The organism is Bacillus sp. FSL R5-0422 (genome assembly GCF_038610765.1).
Classification (GTDB): Bacteria; Bacillota; Bacilli; order Bacillales; family Bacillaceae; genus Bacillus; species Bacillus pumilus_O.
In genome coordinates this window covers 2,996,979-3,015,850 of sequence record NZ_CP152014.1, presented here as the reverse complement: position 1 = coordinate 3,015,850, position 18,872 = coordinate 2,996,979, and the positions used below count along the sequence as shown (strand labels likewise).

Genomic DNA, 18,872 nt, shown 5'->3' with positions numbered 1-18,872 from the left:
AAGTGAAGATAGGTTGGCAACAATTAAAAAAAGATCGTATGGCGGTTGTTTCTATCTGGTTATTAGTACTTGTCGCTTTAGCAGGACTGCTTGCACCAGTGCTCGCACCACATGACCCAACCGAAACGAACATTCTTCAAAAATATGCCGGCATCAGTCTGACTTATCCGCTTGGAACGGATCAGCTCGGGAGGTGCGTATTGTCACGGCTTTTACATGGGATTCGCACCACAATGCTTGCGGCGATGCTGACGATGTGTATAACGATGCTCATTGGCAGTTTACTTGGAATCATGGCGGGTTTTTTCCGAGGAAAGGTGGACGGCTTGTTGATGAGGGTGTGTGATGTCATGCTCTCCTTCCCAGCAGAAGTGATGATTCTAGCGATTGTCGGGATACTGGGGCCTGGACTGTTCAATATAATTTTGGCAAATGTCCTAGCGAAATGGGCTTGGTATACAAGGATGATTCGTTCATCTGTTCTACAATATGTAAATGAACCATCTGTTCAGTTTGTAAAAGTGTCTGGCGGCTCTTCATTTTACATCCTGAGAAAGCATTTATTTCCTCGCATTTCAGGAGAAATAGCTGTTTTTGCGACACTTGATGCGGGATGGGTCATTTTAAATATATCAGCCTTGTCTTTTCTGGGATTAGGTGTGAGCGCACCTACCCCGGAATGGGGGATGATGCTCAACGAAGCGAAAAATGTCATGGTGACCCATCCAGCCCATATGCTTGCGCCTGGGCTCGCCATCTTATTTGTGGTCATGGCGCTGAACTTTTTAGGAGACAGCCTGCAACAGGCTACGACCCCTGCGATGTATCATCACAATAAGAAGGGAGCGAGACCATTTGCCTTTCATCGACGTAAAAAACCTGTCCGTACATGATCCAGTCCAGCAAAAGAGTATCGTGACGAACATGACATTCTCCCTACAGCAACACTGTTTAGCCATAATTGGAGAAAGTGGGAGCGGAAAATCAACCGTCGCAAAAGCGTTAATTGGCTTGATTCCACCTTCGCTAGAAGTAGAGGGGACGATCCTATTTGACGATGAAACATTGACAATTCAGACGGCTGAGCAGTGGCGAGGCAAGCGAATTGGCTTCATCTCACAGGATGCGATGAATGCGTTCAACCCCATCGAAACCATTGGTCATCAAATGATGGAAACATTCCAGCGACATTTGGGCTTACACGGAAATAAAGGGAAAGCACATGCCATCGCGGGACTGGAGCGAGTTCATTTGAATAATCCAAATGAATTATTGAAGAAATATCCTCATGAATTATCTGGAGGTATGCTTCAGCGAGTGATGATTGCAATCGCGATGATGCTTTCTCCTGATGTGATTATTGCCGATGAGCCAACTTCGTCGCTTGATGCGTATAATCGGCGTGAAGTCATCATGCAATTACAGAGGCTGAAAGAAGAAACAGGCGCGGTCTTAATCATCATTTCGCATGATTTAGGCGTCGTTCAGGCAATTGCTGACGAGGTGTTGGTGATGCATCAAGGAGAGATGCTTGAGCATCGCCCAGCTGAGAAGATATTCACAGTGCCTGAGCATCAACAAACGAAGCATCTACTTGAGACGAGGCGCCGATTATCTGCCCCCCTGGAAACGTTGCGGCAGCAGAGGGTGAGGGCATTTCCATGTTGATCACAGCTGATAGTCTCATCAAACATGGAGAGAAGAAAGGTTTCTTTCCTCGGCAAATGCGGTCAACACCACGCATCTCAAACGTTTCGTTTGAAATCGAACAGGGACAATGTGCCGGATTAGTCGGTGAAAGCGGCAGCGGTAAAAGTACATTGGCACGAATCCTGCTCGGTTTAGAAAAAATAGATCACGGCAAGGTGCAGATTGATAGGAGGTCAGCTGACACATGGCGGAAGATGAACCGTGGAAAAATGAGTGTTGTCTTTCAGGATTATCGATCTTCAGTTCACCCTTCCTTTACGGTGAAAGAGATCGTTGCGGAACCTATGCGATTGTTAAAGCAGGAAAAAAATGTGGATCAGAAGATTTTATCGTTGCTTGAACAAGTCAGATTACCCTTTTCTTTACTAAATCAGTATGCTCATCAGCTAAGCGGTGGTCAGCTCCAGCGAGTGTGTATCGCACGAGCAATTTCAACGCATCCATCCATTCTCATACTAGACGAAGTTCTGAGCTCACTAGATGTCTCTGTTCAGGTGCAAATATTGGAGCTGCTCGAGACATTAAAACAAGAGCTAGACATGACCATCCTTATGATTACTCATGATATAGAAGCGGCAGTGTATCTATGTGATCGTCTCCTTTTCTTACATGAAGGAAGCATAGTGGAAGAATGTAATAAGAATGAACTGCTTGATGCGGTTCATCCATTTACGCTGAAATTAATGGACTCACTTATGCCATTTCAACTTGACAAAAAATAACCAATCTTTTATCGTATACGTAACAAACGACGGAAGGGTGACCCAATGCAATGAAGTACTAATCCTATGACCTGTAAGCAAAATGAAAAAACGAAGGCAGTGAGCAAACGATTGGTTTGCCATGTTTGCTGCGTTTTCATTTTTTAGCTTCGGAATAGGATGGTACAGCATGGGAATCAAAGAATGACGTGATTGATACGGGGGATGTGTGTGTTCAGATAGGAACGGCACGTCATCCGGGATTGATCCGCTTATTTTTGTACACCATTTTGCCTCCTATTCTGAGAATGGGAGGCTTTTTCATGTCTCCTGATACGAAAGGAGAGGATTGGATGTTAGTAAAAGCCAATCAGTTAAAAGTATTTCGAAAAGACCGATTGTTATTTGATATTGAGGAACTTACCATCCATCAAAGTGACCGTATTGGACTTGTCGGGGCAAATGGAAGCGGGAAAACGACACTATTACACGTGCTCACGGGGCAAGAGAAACCAGACAGTGGCACGTATGCTGCCACAACGACTTGCACACTGCTTCCTCAGCTAAAACAAGCAGAAGGCACACAGAGTGGTGGTGAAATGACCCAGACTTATATTGAGCGCGCGTTAAATCGTCCTTCTGCCCTTTTATTAGCAGATGAACCAACGACTCATTTAGATACTGAGCACATTGAGTGGTTGGAAGAGAAGCTTCACACTTATCAAGGAGCTCTCATCGTCGTTTCACATGATCGTGCTTTTTTAGATGCGGTATGTACGGAAATTTGGGAGCTGGATCATGGACGTCTCAATCAATACAAAGGCAACTACACGCATTTTGCACAGCAAAAAGAGTTAGCGCATCGTCAGCAGATGGAAGCGTACGAAGCTTATACACAAAAGAAAAAACAGTTAGAGCATGCGCTGGAAAAGAAAAAGAAAAAAGCCGACAAAGCGACAAAGCCATCTCAAAAGCTGAAATCCTCAGGGCCAAAAATTGCAAAGCCCTACTATGCAAATAAGCAAAAAAAGCTGCAAAAAACCGCCAAATCAATTGAAACAAGGATGGAGAAATTAGAAAAAGTTGAAAAAGTAAAAGACATTCAGCCCATTCAAATGACGCAGCATACAATGAAGGAAGTAGCGAGCCGTACCATTTTGCGAGTGAAAAATGTAGATTGCAAGGTTGGCGATCAATTGCTTTGGAAGCAGGCGAATGTGGAAGTGAGAGGCGGGGACAAGGTTGCCATCATTGGCAAGAATGGGAGCGGAAAAACGACATTTCTTCGAATGCTGGTGAATGGACATCCCGGAGTTTCTCGCTCAGAAGCTGTCAAGCTAGGCTATTTTCGTCAAGATCTTTCAGGATTAACGGTAGATGAATCAATTTTACAAAATGCGCTGAAAGAGGCAGTTCAAGATGAGACAGTGGTACGAACGGTTTTAGCGAGACTTGGATTTCGAGGGGATGACGTCCATAAACCTGTTGGGGTGTTAAGCGGGGGAGAACGGGTGAAGACCATACTGGCGTCCTTACTTGTCAGCAATGCCAATGTTCTTATGCTGGATGAACCGACGAACTTTCTAGATCTGGCGGCAGTTGAAGCGCTTGAAGGTCTCTTGAGGGATTACCCAGGTACTGTTGTGTTCATTTCCCACGACCGCAGACTGATTGAGAAGGTGGCAACTCGCATTTTTCATGTTCATGAAAAGCGTATTGAAGCATTTGATGGAACATATGAAGCGTATAAACAAAAAGACGACAAACCAGCTGTGACCCAAAGAGAAGAGGAACTGCTGTTAATTGATTTACAGCTGTCTGAAGTGCTCAGCCGGTTAAGTATTGAGCCGTCCCAGGAGCTGGAGGAGACATTTCAAGCATTATTGAAACAAAAAAAATCTTTGGAGTCATAAAGAAAACCCCTGTGTTATTGCACAGGGGCTTGTTCATGTCGCTCTTTTTTTAATTCATCAAGTTCACTGACTGTGACGAGCTGATACCCTTGTTTGGTGAGCTCATGAATGATCTTCACCGCTGCTTGAGCTGAGCTGTCATAAATATCGTGCATCAACACCGTTCTACCATCTGCTGCATGTGAGAGAACGTGGTTTGTGATCTGCTGGCTGTTGCGAACTTTCCAATCCTCTGGATCAACATCCCATAAAGAGACCTTCATCCCAACCGCTTGATTGATGTTTTGATTTGTTCCACCATATGGCGGTCTAAAGTGAGTAGGTGTATAGCCGCTCGCTTTCTCAATCAGCTTCTGAGTGTCCTTCACTTGTTTCACCGCCTCTTTTAAAGGCAGTCTTGTTAATAAAGGATGACTGTAAGAGTGGTTCCCGATTTCATTCCCGCCTTTTAGAATATCGGCAAGCATACCAGGGTAATACTGCACCCTGCTGCCTAATACGAAAAAGGTCGCATGTCCTTTATTTTCCTTCAGTGCTTCTAAAATTTTTGAGGTGGTCGCAGGGTTCGGACCATCATCAAATGTAAGGGCAATGGCTTTTTGATTTGGATCAAGCTTTGATTTTTGCGGCAGCTTGACGGCTTTTCTTTTCGGATTTGGTTCTTTCATTTCATTTTGATTTTTGGTTTTATTCATATATTCTGGCTTCATTATATCTTTCAGCAGCGTCTTTTTAATCGCGAGTGTTTGCGGACCAAGATCCTCGTCGGCGACTTGCGAGGCTGGGAAATAAAATTCTACATATTTCTCTTTCAAGGCAAATTGACTGAAGTTTTGAGCAGTCGGGGCTGTTCCTTTCTGAAGGAGCGCTTGATCCTTAGATAAGGTTTTGTCCTTTTGAAGCTCCGAATATGTAATGTAGGATAGTTTCTTCAAAAAGTTGGTTTTAGGCAGAAATAGATCTTTTGTGTCAAGAAAGGTTTTTTTCTGAAAATCATAGTTGATCGTGAGATGATTAGTGGTCCCATTTTGCTGACCTGTATAGGTATAAGTGGTAAAGCGAATCGCAGCAGACTGCTTCGCATAATGCACCATATCATAATCAATATTCAATTCAAAGCGTTTGTTTTCATCGACGTCCTTGGCTTCACTAAACGTCTTTTTGAAATGCTCTAAAGCTGAATTGGCGTAGCTTTGAATCTTGTCATCTAGCTTCTTTTGATGAAAAAGAGGATAGTTGACTGCATATCTCATAAATTTCCCGTCATTTACGAGAGTAACGATTTCGACGTTTTTATAGTTCGTATCCTGTTTTACATTTTTCTTCTCGGTTCCACTTGCTTGTTGATTCTGAAAGAAAGCAACGACTCCAATGACGATCGCAAGTGCAAATAGGCCGATACTCCATTTTCCCTTTAGTGACACAACGTTCAAATCTCCTCTCAAGACGGGCCATTCTTTATCAGTTTGACATCTGTTTGTAATATTTTTATAACATTTGACTTACTTTTGTAATTTTAGAGGATATCCAGACGGAATGTCAACTATTTTCCTATTAAACTATGAGAAAAAATGATAGGCCGTTTGAAATGAGCAAAGGCTGTCACCTGAATACCTTCATTAATTAAAAAATAAGGCGTAGATTGATTTTTAAGAGGCAGGCAGATATAATTTTGATGATTATGATTCTCATTTTCAAACAGACTTTTAATGAAGAAAAGGATGACACCGATTTTGCAGGATAAGCGAACACCTCAACAAAAACGATCATCATATAGTTTGTTCTTTTTGATATTTTTTCTCGCCGTCATTGGTTTGGCGGCTGCCATGTTTTTGGCTGTGTCATATGGTGCCAAAACATTGTCTCTGCAAACGGTTTGGACAGCTGTATTTGATTATCAGTCAGATGTCACAGAGCAACAGATCATCCATGAATTAAGACTTCCACGTGTTTTAGGAGCAGCTCTTGTTGGAGCGGCATTTGCCGTAGCGGGTGCGCTCATGCAGGGAATAACAAGAAACCCGCTGGCCGATGCGGGGATTTTGGGCATCAATGGCGGTGCGATGTTTGTGGTCGCTCTCTGTTTTGCTTTTTTCCCAGGCATCCCTTATTCGGCATTGATGTTGTTTTCCTTTATTGGTGCAGTGCTCAGTACGCTGCTGATCTTTGCGATTGGTGCGGCTGGTGGCGTTTTGACACCACTGCGCTTAACAGTAGCAGGAGCCGTTGTGGCTGCATTGCTTCATGCACTTAGCTCTGGAATCGCGATTTATTTTGACTTAAGTCAGGACCTTGCGTTTTGGTATGCAGGCGGAGTGGCTGGTGTGAAATGGCCGCAGCTGACTATTCTTGCCCCGGTCATTCTCATAGTGATCGTATGGGCGATGCTATTAGGACGGTCACTTTCGCTACTATCGCTTGGTGAAGATGTTGCGGCAAATTTAGGGGTGAAAACGCGACAAGTGCGAATACTAGGAATGGTAACTGCTGTATTATTAGCAGGGGTTTCTGTATCAGCAGTCGGCTCCATTGGATTTGTCGGTCTTGTTATCCCGCATATTGCACGAAAGCTGGTTGGTGTAAACTATCGTTTCGTCATTCCGATGTCAGCGATATTAGGCGCGGTGCTGCTTGTCTTTGCTGACCTTGCCAGCCGCACCGTTAATCCGCCGCGAGAGCTTGCTATTGGCGTGATGGTGGCACTTGTCGGTGTTCCTTTCTTCTTATATATTGCCAGAAAAGAAGGGAGGAACCTGTCGTGAGAGAGAAACAGCGAGCTCTTGCTGTGACAGTCGTTTTGCTTTGTCTAAGTGCGGCTGTTGTGCTGTATAGCTTAAATACCGGTACGCTGAAACTGAATCCTCTTGTGGTCGTCAAAACGTTATTCGGCTTTGGAGATTTTCAAAGTGAAACGGTGCTGTTTGACTATCGTCTGCCCCGAATCGTGGTAACGATGCTAGCGGGAATTGGTCTTGGTATTGCGGGAGGCATTTTGCAAAGTCTATCTCGTAACCCGCTGGCCGATCCAGGGATTATTGGACTGAATGCAGGCGCCGCTTTTGGCTTAATCGTGTTTGTGACGTATTTTCACGCACTAGAAGGCAATCCCTCTCTTCTTATTCCGCTCTTCACATTTGGCGGGGGACTTCTTGCGGCAGCGGTCATCGTGCTTTTGGCGTATGACCGGCAGGAAGGTCTCGTTCCCATTCGGCTGATCCTAGTAGGAATTGCGGTGGCAGCGGGATTCAGTGCTTTGACATTATTTTTGTCACTCAAGCTAGATGAAGATACTTATACATTTGCTTCAAGATGGCTTGTTGGCAATGTATGGGGGAGAGACTGGATTCATGTGTTAGCACTTTTTCCTTGGATTGTATGTCTTGTACCGCTTACGTTGATGCAGTCAAGCACGCTCAATGCGTTGACATTAGGAGATGCTGTTGCCTCAAGTGTCGGTGTACGTGTCCAGCGTCAGCGTCTCCTTTTGCTAACCTTAGCTGTTGGTTTGGCGAGTGCAAGTGTTTCGATGACAGGTGGTATTGGTTTTATTGGACTTGTCGCCCCTCATTTGGCAAGGCGGCTTGTCGGCTCACTTCATCAATATTTTTTACCTGTTAGTGCGCTGATCGGCTTGTTGATTTTGGTCAGTGCCGATACAATCGGGCGTTCCATCTTTGCCCCAAATGCCATACCAGCGGGTGTCGTTGTGGCTTTTATCGGCGCTCCTTATTTTCTCTATTTATTAGCAAAAACGAAATAAACAAGAAAGAGGAACTCATCATGAAAAAATTACTTGTGCTTGGTTTAACGCTCTGTTTCATCATACTTGCTGCTTGTGGTCAACAGGAAACAAAGAATAAAACAACTCAAAATGATCATGGAACACCGAAAATTGCTTCCTTGTCTATTCATTTAACGAATGACTTATTAGCACTCGGTATCAAGCCGGCAGGCTCTGTTGTAGGAGGGGATTTAAAGGATTTCCTTCCACATGCGAAAAAGCAGCTGAGTGGTACGAAGAAGCTTGGTATCGCAGCCGATCCCGATATGGAGTCTCTGCTTGCCCTACAACCAGATGTTATTTACGTTGATGAAGAATTAGCTGGACAAGATTTATCGAAATATAAGAAAATCGCCAAAACAGAAGTATTTAATTTAAATAACGGCACTTGGCGCGATCATTTGAAAAAAATCGGCAAGCTCGTCAATAAAGAGAAAGAAGCCGATCAATATATTCAGGATTACAATCAAGAAGCAAAAGAAGTCAAATCACTCATCAAACAAAAGATTGGAAACGGAAAAGTAATGGCGATCCGTGTGACGGCAAAAGAGCTTCGAGTATTTAGCATGAAGCGCCCAATGGGTCCAATCTTGTACGAGGATTTAGGCCTTACACCTGTCGATGGTGTGAAGAAACTGGACAGCAAGCGTCCATTTGAAGTGATTTCTCAAGAGGTTCTTCCTGACTATGATGCAGATGCTATCTTTGTCGTCGTGAACCGCGATGATAAAGCGCAGCAAGCATTCAAGCAACTAGAAAAGACACCGATTTGGAAGGGTCTAAAAGCTGTGAAGAACAATCAGGTCTATCCGATTGCCGATCAGCCATGGCTCGATTACTCAGCACTAGGCAATAAAATGGCATTGGATGAAGCGAAAGAGATGTTCTCTACATCAAAATAAGATGAAATCAGGCATCATTCCTTATATAGGTATGATGTCTCTTTTTTTGATCCGGTCTTCTATTCATTCGGCTTTTGCATACATATGAGAGAGAACGAGCCGTATCACCCGTGAAGGGGAAGAAAGGGAGGGGTTACAGTTGGAGGTTCAAAAAATTAGTGCAGGTACAATCGCAAGGCTTGTACTGCTTTTGCTCGCACTTGTCAACAGTGCGCTAACCGCTGCGGGAAAAAGCCCAATTCCTATTGATGAAGAAGGTATTCAGCAATTCATCACGTTAGCCTTTCTTGGGATTACATCTCTCTGGGCCTATTGGAAAAACAATGATATAACGAAAAAAGCACGAACAAAAAAAGCAGAATAAGAGGAAAAAGAGCCTTTTCATGATAAAAGGCTCTTTTTCAGCGAAGCGTCAAACGCCTCTCCCCGCAATTTGACTCTTCCTGAAAGGCTTACGCCCGTCGTTCTCCCATGTTGGCAAGGAATGCTTTTACTTCCTCAATGCTTAAGCCGATAGCCTTTGCTTCACTCATCAGACCCTTCCACTCTGATATATTCGAATCCGTCAGTTTTCTATTAGTGACATGTAACGTTCTATCTTCCTGCTCCTTTCGAGACGTTTGGAGTAGCTGATAGAGTTCTTCTTTTGGCATGCCGGATTGGACGGCATTGACGATATGCTCCCGCCATTCGTGTTCACCACTCTCAGCGTCATGAAACATCATCGTCTCTGCATCAAACAGCTCTTGTAAATCAATCTCTAGCGAAGAGGATACCTTTTTTAAAAACTGGACAGATGGATTTCTGTGGACACCGCGCTCAATCTTACTCAAATACGATTTAGAGACATGGGCATCTTCAGCCAGCTGCTGAATGGAGTATCCTTTCCTCTTTCGGTAAATGCGTATCACCTTTCCTATCATTCGATCAATGATCTCCCTTCTCCCTAGCGAATCGTAGTGCGACCTTTTCGTTCATTATAAGAAATAAATTGTTCTTTATAAAATTCAAAAACGTAAGAATCAGGAAGTAAACAAAAGAAAACGAACGATTTCGTTCTTTAAAAAGAACTATAAGACCTATTATGACATTTTTCTTTGCGGGTATTATCTTTTATAATCCAATCATTAACAAAAAGAAACCATATATAACCTTTTTATGATGAAATCGGGAGGTATCTATGAATGAGAATATAGGTTTTAAGCAGCTGTTTTCTGTCATTAAAGAGAAAATGGCCCTTCTGATCCTGATTGTCCTGATCGTAACGGGCATTTCAGCCTACTATCAGTTCTATGTCTCGACTCCTGTATATCAGGCAACCACTCAAATTCTTGTTCATAAACGCAGCAATGACGCACAAGCAGATTTAAACGATATTCAGATGAACCTTCAATATACACGTACCTTTCAAGTTTTATTAAAAAGTCCAATCGTCATTGAAAAAGTAAAAGAAACACTCAATCTCACAGAATCAGCTGAAGGATTAAAACACAAAATTGCCACAAGTACAGAAAATGAGTCAGAGGTCATTAATATTTCTGTACAAGATGAGGATCGCGCAAAGGCAGTTGCCATTGCGAATACTGCAACAGAGGTGCTGCAAGAAGAAATCAAAAAAACCATGAATATGGATCGCATTAATGTTTTGTCTGAAGCCAAACTGTCCAATACGATTCTCATGAATTCAAGAAAATTCGTTCATATCGTACTGGCACTAGGCGCCTCTTTATTAGGGGGGGTAACACTCATTTTCTTAATGAACTTACTCGATGATACTGTAAAACGAACACATCAAATAAGAGAAGAGATCGGATTGCCGTCGCTCGGCAGCGTCTATCAGATGCAGGCAGACAGGAGGGCAAAAAAAGACAAGCAGTCCGTCATAACGGGAGGACAGAACATTGATCTTTAAGAGAAAGAAAAGAGAAAAGAGAGATTTATCCTGTATTTCAGTATTAAATCCTCACTCTGTCATAGCAGAACAATTCCGTACGATCCGAACGAACATTGAATTCACATCCATCCAAACAAGGTTGAAATCTATATTGGTGACATCCTCCTTGCCGAAGGAAGGGAAATCATTTACGGCTGCAAACCTAGCAGCTGTTTTTGCACAGCAGAAAAAGCGGGTGCTGCTGATGGATGCTGATTTGCGAAAGCCGGCTGTTCATGAATATTTTGACCTGAGTCATCATACGGGCTTGACCAATGTGCTATTAAATAATTGCAGCTTGGAGGAAGCCATTTTACCCACACCCATTGAGCATTTAGAGCTGCTTCCGAGCGGAACCATTCCGCCGAATCCAGCTGAGCTGCTCTCCTCTTCTGTCATGAAGCAGCTGTTTTATGAAATCGAACAGCAATATGACATGGTGATTGTGGATTCTGCGCCGCTTCTGCCAGTGGCCGATGCAAAGATCCTGGCGAACCGGACAGATGGAAGCATTCTCGTTGTCTTAAGCGGCAAAACAAAGATAGCTGCAGTGAAGAAATCAAAAGAAGTATTAGACGGGACAACAGGTAAACTACTTGGAGCTATGCTAAATGGAAAAAAAGAGAAAAAGGGAAAGCTGTATATGTATTAACAAGATTGATAGGTGATGTCTCCTAATCTTTAACAATGGAGGCACTCGATCCTGCTGTGGGCATGACAATGCCTTAGATGCTCGTCATCAATAGTGGGATGTGAGGACGGGTTTGATGCCCATTTTACGTAAGAATAGTGATGTTTTAAAAAGGGGGAGGAGCGTTGACTTACGCCCAAAGATTATCAATCATCGTGGCACTAGATTCATATCTCATCTTAGTGGCTGTCTTTTTTGGTTTTCAATTTGTCCAAGAAGCGGCGTTAACTGTTTATACATTTGAAATGCTCGTCATTTCTTCGCTCAGTCTACTCATTGGGCACCATTTGTTTTCGTATATTTTTCACGTGTACAAGCAAGTATGGGCTTATACAGGAGTAAGAGAGTTATTTTCTTTAATGAAGACCTTTGTATGTTCTTTTTTATTTTCAATGGCAATGCTGTACCTTTTCGTGCAGACATGGCCCTTTCGTTTTTTATTCATCGTGTGGCTTTTCCACGTATTATTCATCGGTGCATCTCGAATGGCGTCCAGGCTACTCCATGATGGGGCAAAGCGGCTACAGGTAGAAAAAGAGCGGGCTTTAATCATTGGCGCCGGATCGGCTGGGACCATTATCGTTCGTCAGCTTCAGCAATCGAGTGATGTACATATTGAACCCGTCGCCTTCATAGATGATGACAAGACGAAGCATAAGCTTGAAATCATGGGACTGCCTGTTCTAGGAGGAAAAGAACAGATTCAAACAGCTGTTGTGATGATGGATATACAAAAGATCATCATCGCCATTCCGTCCAAAAGCAGTCATACGTTAAAAGGGCTGTATAAGGAGTGCGTAGCGACGGGGGTCAAAACGCAGATCATGCCGGAGATGGAGCAGATTTTAAAAGGAACCCATGCGCTGAATCAATTACGAGATGTACAGCCAGAGGATTTATTAGGGAGAGAACCGATTCAATTAGATTCAAGCCGTCTATCTGTCCATTTAAAGGGGAAAACGATCATGGTTACAGGGGCAGGCGGATCAATTGGATCAGAAATCTGTCGTCAAATTTGTGTGTTTGCTCCTCAAGCGATTGTGCTTGTGGGACATGGAGAATTTAGCATTCATTCTATTTTACTAGAGCTGAAAGAAATTTATGGGGATACCATCAGTCTCTATCCGCAAATTGCGGATATCCAAGATAAACAAAAAATGAGTGAAATCGTTGGTCAGTTTCAGCCGGATATGATTTATCATGCCGCGGCACATAAGCATGTCCCGCTCATGGAGATCAGTCCAAAAGAAGCAGTGAAAAACAATATTATCGGGACAAAAAATGTCGCAGAAGCTGCACATGAGCATGGCATTGAAACATTCGTCCTCATTTCTTCTGACAAGGCGGTCAATCCTGCTAATGTCATGGGCGCCACAAAACGATTTGCTGAAATGCTAATCATGCAAATGGGGGCAAGCAGTGACACAAAATTTGTCGCGGTTCGGTTTGGTAATGTGCTCGGAAGCAGGGGAAGCGTCATTCCAATTTTTAAGAAACAGATTGAACAAGGGGGGCCGGTCACGGTCACACACCCAGCCATGACAAGATATTTTATGACCATTCCAGAAGCATCAAGACTTGTCATTCAGGCGGGAGCCCTAGCAGAAGGAAGACAGATTTTTGTATTAGATATGGGGGAGCCAGTGAAAATTGTCGACCTCGCAGAAAACCTCATTCACCTCTCAGGCTACACCACAGACCAGATTCCGATTACGTTCACAGGCATTCGCCCTGGGGAGAAAATGTATGAGGAACTACTCAACCAACATGAAAAAGCACAGGAACAAATTTTCCCGAAAATTCATATCGGCCATGCGCTGGATGGGGACCCATATGTGCTGAACCGCTTTATCCATGAATTTGACATGATGAGTGAAGAGCAAATGAGAGAAGCATTGTTTGCTGCCATCGAATCACATGATTTGTTGTCTGAACAGATGACAAGAGAGGGGGAAGCGCTTGCTGATGAAGAAAAAAGTCTTGTTTTGCGCAACGGTTGACTATCATTTTCAGGCATTTCACCTTCCATATTTCCGGTGGTTTCAGGAACAAGGATGGGAAGTGCACACAGCGGCAAATGGTCAGCTGGAGCTTCCCTATGTGGATCAAGCGCACTCGATTCCGATTCAGCGCTCTCCTTTTCATGTGCACAACCGGCTTGCGTATGTCGAGCTGAAGAAGCTGTTAGCGAAAGAGCACTACGACTTCATCCATTGTCACACACCAATGGGCAGTGTGATTGGTAGACTTGCAGCCAAAAGCGCGCGCAGAAAAGGGACGAAGGTACTTTACACAGCCCATGGCTTTCACTTTTGGCAAGGAGCGCCGCTTCAAAACTGGTTGCTCTATTATCCGATTGAGCGATGGCTCGCCCGCCATACAGACGCTCTGATCACCATTAATGGAGAAGATTTTAAAAGAGCTGATCGTCTATCAAAAGAGCGGGCATCTGTTTATTATGTTCCTGGTATGGGTGTGGATATGAAACGATTTGCACCAGTTAATGAAAAAGAAAAGCAGCGTCTTCGTGCAGTCCATGGCTTTTCTTCAGAAGATTTTATTGTGCTGTGCGCTGGCGAATTAAATGCGAATAAAAACCAAGGGATGCTCATCAAAGCATGTGCCCAGCTATATAGGAAAATACCAAATGTGAAGATCGTGTTTGCCGGGGACGGGGCCATGCGGCCGACGTATGAAAAGCTAGTTCATGAGCTCCATCTTGAAAAGCAGGTCCACTTTGCTGGTTTTTGCAAACAAATTGAAGAATGGATGCATTTGAGTGATGTATGTGTATCGACTAGTTTGAGAGAAGGGCTTGGCATGAATCTGCTTGAAGCCATGTCTGCAGAAAAGCCAGTCATTGCTACAGAGAATAGAGGACACTGTGAACTGATCAGACATGGCGTAAATGGTTTTTTAGTCAAACCACATGATGTGAATGACTTGGCTGAATATTTGCACCAGCTTTATCACAAAAGGGATCAGCTGCCCCTCATGGGAAAAGCAGGGCGCTCCTTAGCACATGCATTTGCACAGGAGCAGACGGTGAGTGCGATGGAAGAAATTTATACCACTTATATGGATCAAGCAGAGAAGGTGATGTGAGCATGCGTAAGCCAAAGGTGTCTATCATCATGGGCGTCTACAATTGCCAAGACACAGTAGAAGAAAGTATTGAATCCATTCTTCAGCAAACATATGACAACTGGGAGTTCATCATATGTGATGACGCATCAACAGACGGCACTTATGAAAAAGTGCTGTCTTATACAAAACGAGACCCTGAAAGAATTCGCCTTATCCGCAATGAGCATAATCAAAGGCTCGCTGCCAGTCTGAATCGCTGTCTAGCTGAAGCGAGGGGAGACTTGATTGCAAGGCAGGATGGCGACGATATATCAGTACCTGATCGTTTAGAAAAACAGGTGCATTTCCTTGAATCACATTCTGAATATGATGTGGTTGGGACGGCGATGACCGTGTTTGATGAATCGGGTACAAAAGGTGTACGTGCACTGATTTCAGCGCCTGATCGAAAAGTGCTGGCAAGAGGAACGCCTTTTTGTCATGGAACCATTATGATGAGAGCTGCTGCGTACAAGGATTTAAATGGATATCGCTCTGTGAAAACAACGAGGCGGATGGAAGATATCGATCTGTGGATTCGTTTTTTTGCTGCGGGGAGAAAAGGCTTTAATTTACAAGAGCCGTTATACCTTGTAAGAGAGGATGAAGCGGCTTTTCATCGTCGTAAGTTTCAATATTCGATAGATAATGCTTGGCTCGTTTTAAAAGCATGCTGGTTATTAAAATTGTCGCCGGTTCATTATTTGTTTGCGCTAAAGCCGGTGGTCCGTGCCTGTTTATCACCGAAGATCATGAAATTTTATCACCAGCGGAAGCTAGAGGCGTCTTTGTTGAAAAGGAGGCCGATTCGGGATGAGTGAGCCAAAGCGTGTCCTTCATATTGTGGGCGGGATGAACCGCGGCGGAGCTGAAACGATGATCATGAACATCTATCGTGCACTCGATCGAAATGTCCTTCAATTTGACTTTATTACCCACCGGAAGGATGTCTGTGATTATGATGAGGAAATTCAGAAACTCGGTGGACGTATTTTTTATGTCCCGAGTATTGGAGCTTCCTCCCCTTTGGCATTTGTCAGAACTTTGACAAAGACAATCAAGCGAACAGGACCGTATCAAGCAGTGCATGCACATACAGATTTTCAAACAGGCTTCTCTGCCCTTGCTGCGAAATTGGCGGGTGTGAAGGTACGTATTTGTCATTCGCATAATACTGCTTGGAAACAGTCGCCAAATGGGATAGACCATATGATGCTCAAAGGATTTCGCCGGCTGATTTTTGCATTTTCTACAAAGCTTGTTGCATGCGGTGAGGATGCCGGTGCCTTTTTATTTGGTCAGAAAAAAATGAAGAATGGACAGGTTGAGGTGCTGCCGAATGGGATTGATTTATCCCTTTTCTTTCAGCCTGATCCAGAAGAAAAGGTGAAGATCAAGAAGCAGCTAGGTCTTCACGAAAAGAGCATGGTGATAGGTCATATTGGCCGCTTTCATGAACAAAAAAATCACGTTTTTTTTATGGAACTGGCACAGACCTTAAAGAAGCAGGGAGTCTCATTTCAGCTTGTCCTTGTAGGGGATGGACCGCTGAGGCAGGTGGTTGAATCGTATGCGGACAAGGCCGGCTTGTTAGACGACATTGTCTTTACAGGCGTCGTATCAGACGTTCCAGAATATATGAAAGCATTTGATGTTTTTGTCATGCCTTCCTTGTTTGAAGGACTTCCGCTCGTTTTAGTGGAAGCACAGGCATCTGGATTGCCTTGTGTGATTTCAGATCATATTACAGAGGAAGTAGATTTAGGCTGCGGTCTTGTGAAAAGAATGTCGCTTCGGGATTCCGGGCATGAATGGATGAAGGCGGTGCTTGAAGCGTATCATGCAGAGCCGCCTCTTCAAGAGACCATTGCGTCCCAGCTTGAACAAAGAGGATTTGATGTCAAACAGAACATCACACGTGTGATGAATGGATATGGACTGTAAGGAAGGAATGGCAGATGGCGGTATATTTGGTGAACATGATCATGGTCTATTTATGGTCGAGCTTTGCTGCATTTTACGGCAGGCGAGATGATACCATTCAAAGCGGATGGCGACCTAACAAGATTCTCGTGTTATTTCCGTTTTTGTTTCTTTGTATTGTCGCTGGTATTCGGTACAAAGTAGGAACCGATTTTGTCACGTATGGACAGATGTATGAGTTCTCCGTCAATTATGAAAAGCCTTGGCATATCTTCGGATTTGGTGTGGATAAGGCGGCCACTGACCCAGGATTTACGTTTATTTTATGGATGCTCAATCAACTGACCCATGATCCGCAAATTATGTATATCTCGGTTGGGGCGATCACCTATTTTTTTATCATCAAGACGCTCATTCAATATGGCCGTCCCTTTGAGCTAAGTATGCTGCTTTTTCTCGGCACCTTTCATTATTACGCTTCCTTTAATGGCATGCGTCAATATATGGTGGCGGCGATTCTTTTTTATGCCATCCGTCTTGTGATCAATGGTCAGTGGAAATTGTATTTTCCGCTTGTCCTCGTATGTTCCTTGTTTCATTCATCGGCTCTTATCATGATTCCTGTGTATTTTATCGTGAGAACTAAATCGTGGTCGTGGATGATGCTTGTCTTATGCATGATTTTCTTAGGGTTAACCGCTCTTTATGACCGCTTTGTTTCCGTGTTTGTCGTGATGCTACAGGGCAGTTCGTATGGGCATTACGAGGAATGGCTCACAACGAATACAAATGGAATGAATGTGACAAAAATTGGTGTGTTGATTTTGCCGCTTTTGCTTGCCTTCTTTTATCGAAAACGGCTTCGTGAGCTGACGCCAGAGAGTGATTACGTTGTGAATTTTTGTTTGCTCGGTTTTTTGTTTGGCATCCTTGCAACAAAAGATGTCATTTATGCGAGATTTCATATCTATTTTGGTTTGTATCAGCTTATTTTACTGCCATATTTCACACGTATTTTTGATCAGCGGTCTAATGTCTTTATCTATGTAGGGATTGCTGTTTGCTATATTCTGTACAGCATCATGCTGATGCCGTTCGATTCATCTGTGTTGCCGTATAGGACGATATTTACAAAGTAGATTTTAAGAAAGGTGGAGCATGTTGTCATGCCAGCTATCAGTCTATTGGTCGCAGTCTACAATACGAGTCAATATTTGGAGCAATGCCTTCAATCAATTGTAGATCAAAGTTTTTCAGATATTGAGGTCATTCTCGTGAATGATGGATCTACAGATCGTAGCGGAGAATATCTTGAAGCATTTGCTGCGGAAGATCAGCGGTTTCGGGTCATTCATCAAACCAATCAAGGGTTAGGCGCTGTGAGAAACCGGGGCATCGAAGAAGCAAAGGGCACGTATATTGCCTTTATTGATTCAGATGATGTTCTCGCACCACATTACTGCGAAGCCTTATATGAAAAAGCTAAAATGACCGGTGCAGATCTAGTAATCAGTGAATACTGGATTCAATTTGAACAGTCAAAGCGAACCATACCAACGACGCTGTTAGCCGAGCGATCAGCCGAAAAAACAAGTTTAATTGAAGCGTTATTGCACGGAGACATCACGGGGTTCTCATGGAATAAGCTGTATCGGCGTGCCTTTATCGAAGAACACGACATCCGATTTCCGCTGAGGGGGGAACTTGAGAACATAGAAGATCAATATGTGACGCTGCGCTGTTTTTCTTTATCACGCGGCATTGCCTTTGTTCATGAACCTCTTTATTACTACCGGGTCCATCTGTCTTCTATTGTGCAACGATATCAGAAGCAGTATTTTCATCATGGACTCACTTTTTATCATGCGCAGCGCTTGTTTTTGACAGAATATGATGACATCTCTTTGTATGAGAAGGCACTTGATTTTTTTATTGTCAATCATACCCTTCATTGTATGCTCAACGAATGGAAGAGCCAAAATGCACTCTCTCTTCGGGAAAAACTTGATCACATGCGGGAAATGGTGACACACGAGGCTTTTCAGGATGCTGTCAAACAAGTGGAACCATCGAAGCTGACCGCTCGAAAGCGAATGATTTTATTCCTTGCGAAGTGCCGGCTGGTCTATCCACTATCTGCCGCCGCTTCTAGCTATCAAAAATGGATCGAATATCAAACAAGGAAATAGGGG

Annotated in this window: 18 protein-coding genes; 16 read left to right on the top strand and 2 right to left on the bottom strand. The window is 43.6% G+C overall.

Annotated features, from left to right (window positions below; translation table 11 throughout):
- Nucleotides 1-2 precede the first annotated feature (2 nt).
- From opp1C to abc-f, 4 genes are all read left to right on the top strand, one after another.
- Complete coding sequence (gene opp1C / locus MKX52_RS15535; RefSeq protein WP_342490992.1) at nt 3-893, top strand: nickel/cobalt ABC transporter permease; 891 nt, start codon at nt 3-5, stop codon at nt 891-893.
- Complete coding sequence (locus MKX52_RS15530) at nt 856-1,668, top strand: ABC transporter ATP-binding protein (protein WP_251184799.1); 813 nt, start codon at nt 856-858, stop codon at nt 1,666-1,668. Before opp1C ends, MKX52_RS15530 begins: the two co-directional genes overlap by 38 nt.
- The gene (locus tag MKX52_RS15525; protein ID WP_342490991.1) at nt 1,662-2,432 is read left to right on the top strand and encodes a dipeptide/oligopeptide/nickel ABC transporter ATP-binding protein; all 771 of its coding nucleotides are present in this window, start codon (nt 1,662-1,664) and stop codon (nt 2,430-2,432) included. Before MKX52_RS15530 ends, MKX52_RS15525 begins: the two co-directional genes overlap by 7 nt.
- Before the next feature lie 332 nt (nt 2,433-2,764).
- Entirely contained in the window at nt 2,765-4,324 is a 1,560-nt protein-coding gene (gene abc-f, locus MKX52_RS15520) for an ABC-F type ribosomal protection protein (RefSeq protein ID WP_342491899.1), read from the top strand.
- Nucleotides 4,325-4,338: 14 nt separating this feature from the next.
- Here the strand turns inward: abc-f and MKX52_RS15515 are convergent, their stop codons facing one another.
- Entirely contained in the window at nt 4,339-5,748 is a 1,410-nt protein-coding gene (locus MKX52_RS15515; protein ID WP_151021793.1) for a polysaccharide deacetylase family protein, read from the bottom strand.
- Nucleotides 5,749-6,045: 297 nt separating this feature from the next.
- Here MKX52_RS15515 and MKX52_RS15510 point away from each other — a divergent pair, with 297 nt between their 5' ends.
- From MKX52_RS15510 to MKX52_RS15495, 4 genes are all read left to right on the top strand, one after another.
- Nucleotides 6,046-7,086, top strand: coding sequence for an iron ABC transporter permease (locus MKX52_RS15510; RefSeq protein ID WP_342491898.1), 1,041 nt, complete (start codon nt 6,046-6,048; stop codon nt 7,084-7,086).
- Nucleotides 7,083-8,084, top strand: coding sequence for an iron ABC transporter permease (locus MKX52_RS15505; RefSeq protein WP_342490990.1), 1,002 nt, complete (start codon nt 7,083-7,085; stop codon nt 8,082-8,084). Before MKX52_RS15510 ends, MKX52_RS15505 begins: the two co-directional genes overlap by 4 nt.
- Before the next feature lie 17 nt (nt 8,085-8,101).
- Nucleotides 8,102-9,007, top strand: coding sequence for an iron-hydroxamate ABC transporter substrate-binding protein (locus tag MKX52_RS15500; protein WP_186304916.1), 906 nt, complete (start codon nt 8,102-8,104; stop codon nt 9,005-9,007).
- 139 nt (nt 9,008-9,146) lie between these two features.
- Entirely contained in the window at nt 9,147-9,371 is a 225-nt protein-coding gene (locus tag MKX52_RS15495; protein WP_012011330.1) for a phage holin, read from the top strand.
- Nucleotides 9,372-9,459: 88 nt separating this feature from the next.
- On the opposite strand, the gene MKX52_RS15490 is transcribed toward MKX52_RS15495, so the two are convergent.
- A complete protein-coding gene (locus MKX52_RS15490) occupies nt 9,460-9,930 on the bottom strand; it encodes a helix-turn-helix domain-containing protein (RefSeq protein ID WP_151021830.1) in 471 nt (156 codons plus the stop codon).
- Nucleotides 9,931-10,187: 257 nt separating this feature from the next.
- Between MKX52_RS15490 and MKX52_RS15485 the strand changes: the two genes are divergently transcribed.
- From MKX52_RS15485 to MKX52_RS15450, 8 genes are all read left to right on the top strand, one after another.
- A complete protein-coding gene (locus MKX52_RS15485; RefSeq protein ID WP_342490989.1) occupies nt 10,188-10,919 on the top strand; it encodes a Wzz/FepE/Etk N-terminal domain-containing protein in 732 nt (243 codons plus the stop codon).
- Nucleotides 10,909-11,592, top strand: a complete 684-nt coding sequence (locus tag MKX52_RS15480) for a CpsD/CapB family tyrosine-protein kinase (RefSeq protein ID WP_342490988.1) — start codon at nt 10,909-10,911, stop codon at nt 11,590-11,592. The genes MKX52_RS15485 and MKX52_RS15480 overlap by 11 nt, the downstream gene beginning before the upstream one ends.
- Nucleotides 11,593-11,756: 164 nt before the next feature.
- Nucleotides 11,757-13,631 (top strand): nucleoside-diphosphate sugar epimerase/dehydratase, encoded by a 1,875-nt coding sequence (locus tag MKX52_RS15475; RefSeq protein ID WP_012011327.1) that lies wholly within the window; start codon nt 11,757-11,759, stop codon nt 13,629-13,631.
- A complete protein-coding gene (locus MKX52_RS15470; protein WP_342490987.1) occupies nt 13,597-14,736 on the top strand; it encodes a glycosyltransferase family 4 protein in 1,140 nt (379 codons plus the stop codon). The genes MKX52_RS15475 and MKX52_RS15470 overlap by 35 nt, the downstream gene beginning before the upstream one ends.
- A gap of 2 nt (nt 14,737-14,738) precedes the next feature.
- Complete coding sequence (locus tag MKX52_RS15465) at nt 14,739-15,578, top strand: glycosyltransferase (protein WP_224925312.1); 840 nt, start codon at nt 14,739-14,741, stop codon at nt 15,576-15,578.
- The gene (locus MKX52_RS15460; protein ID WP_342490986.1) at nt 15,571-16,701 is read left to right on the top strand and encodes a glycosyltransferase family 1 protein; all 1,131 of its coding nucleotides are present in this window, start codon (nt 15,571-15,573) and stop codon (nt 16,699-16,701) included. The genes MKX52_RS15465 and MKX52_RS15460 overlap by 8 nt, the downstream gene beginning before the upstream one ends.
- Before the next feature lie 14 nt (nt 16,702-16,715).
- Entirely contained in the window at nt 16,716-17,819 is a 1,104-nt protein-coding gene (locus tag MKX52_RS15455) for an EpsG family protein (RefSeq protein ID WP_144468272.1), read from the top strand.
- A gap of 27 nt (nt 17,820-17,846) precedes the next feature.
- Nucleotides 17,847-18,869: a glycosyltransferase gene (locus MKX52_RS15450; protein WP_342490985.1), complete on the top strand. Its 1,023-nt coding sequence runs from the start codon at nt 17,847-17,849 to the stop codon at nt 18,867-18,869.
- The last annotated feature ends 3 nt before the right edge of the window (nt 18,870-18,872 follow it).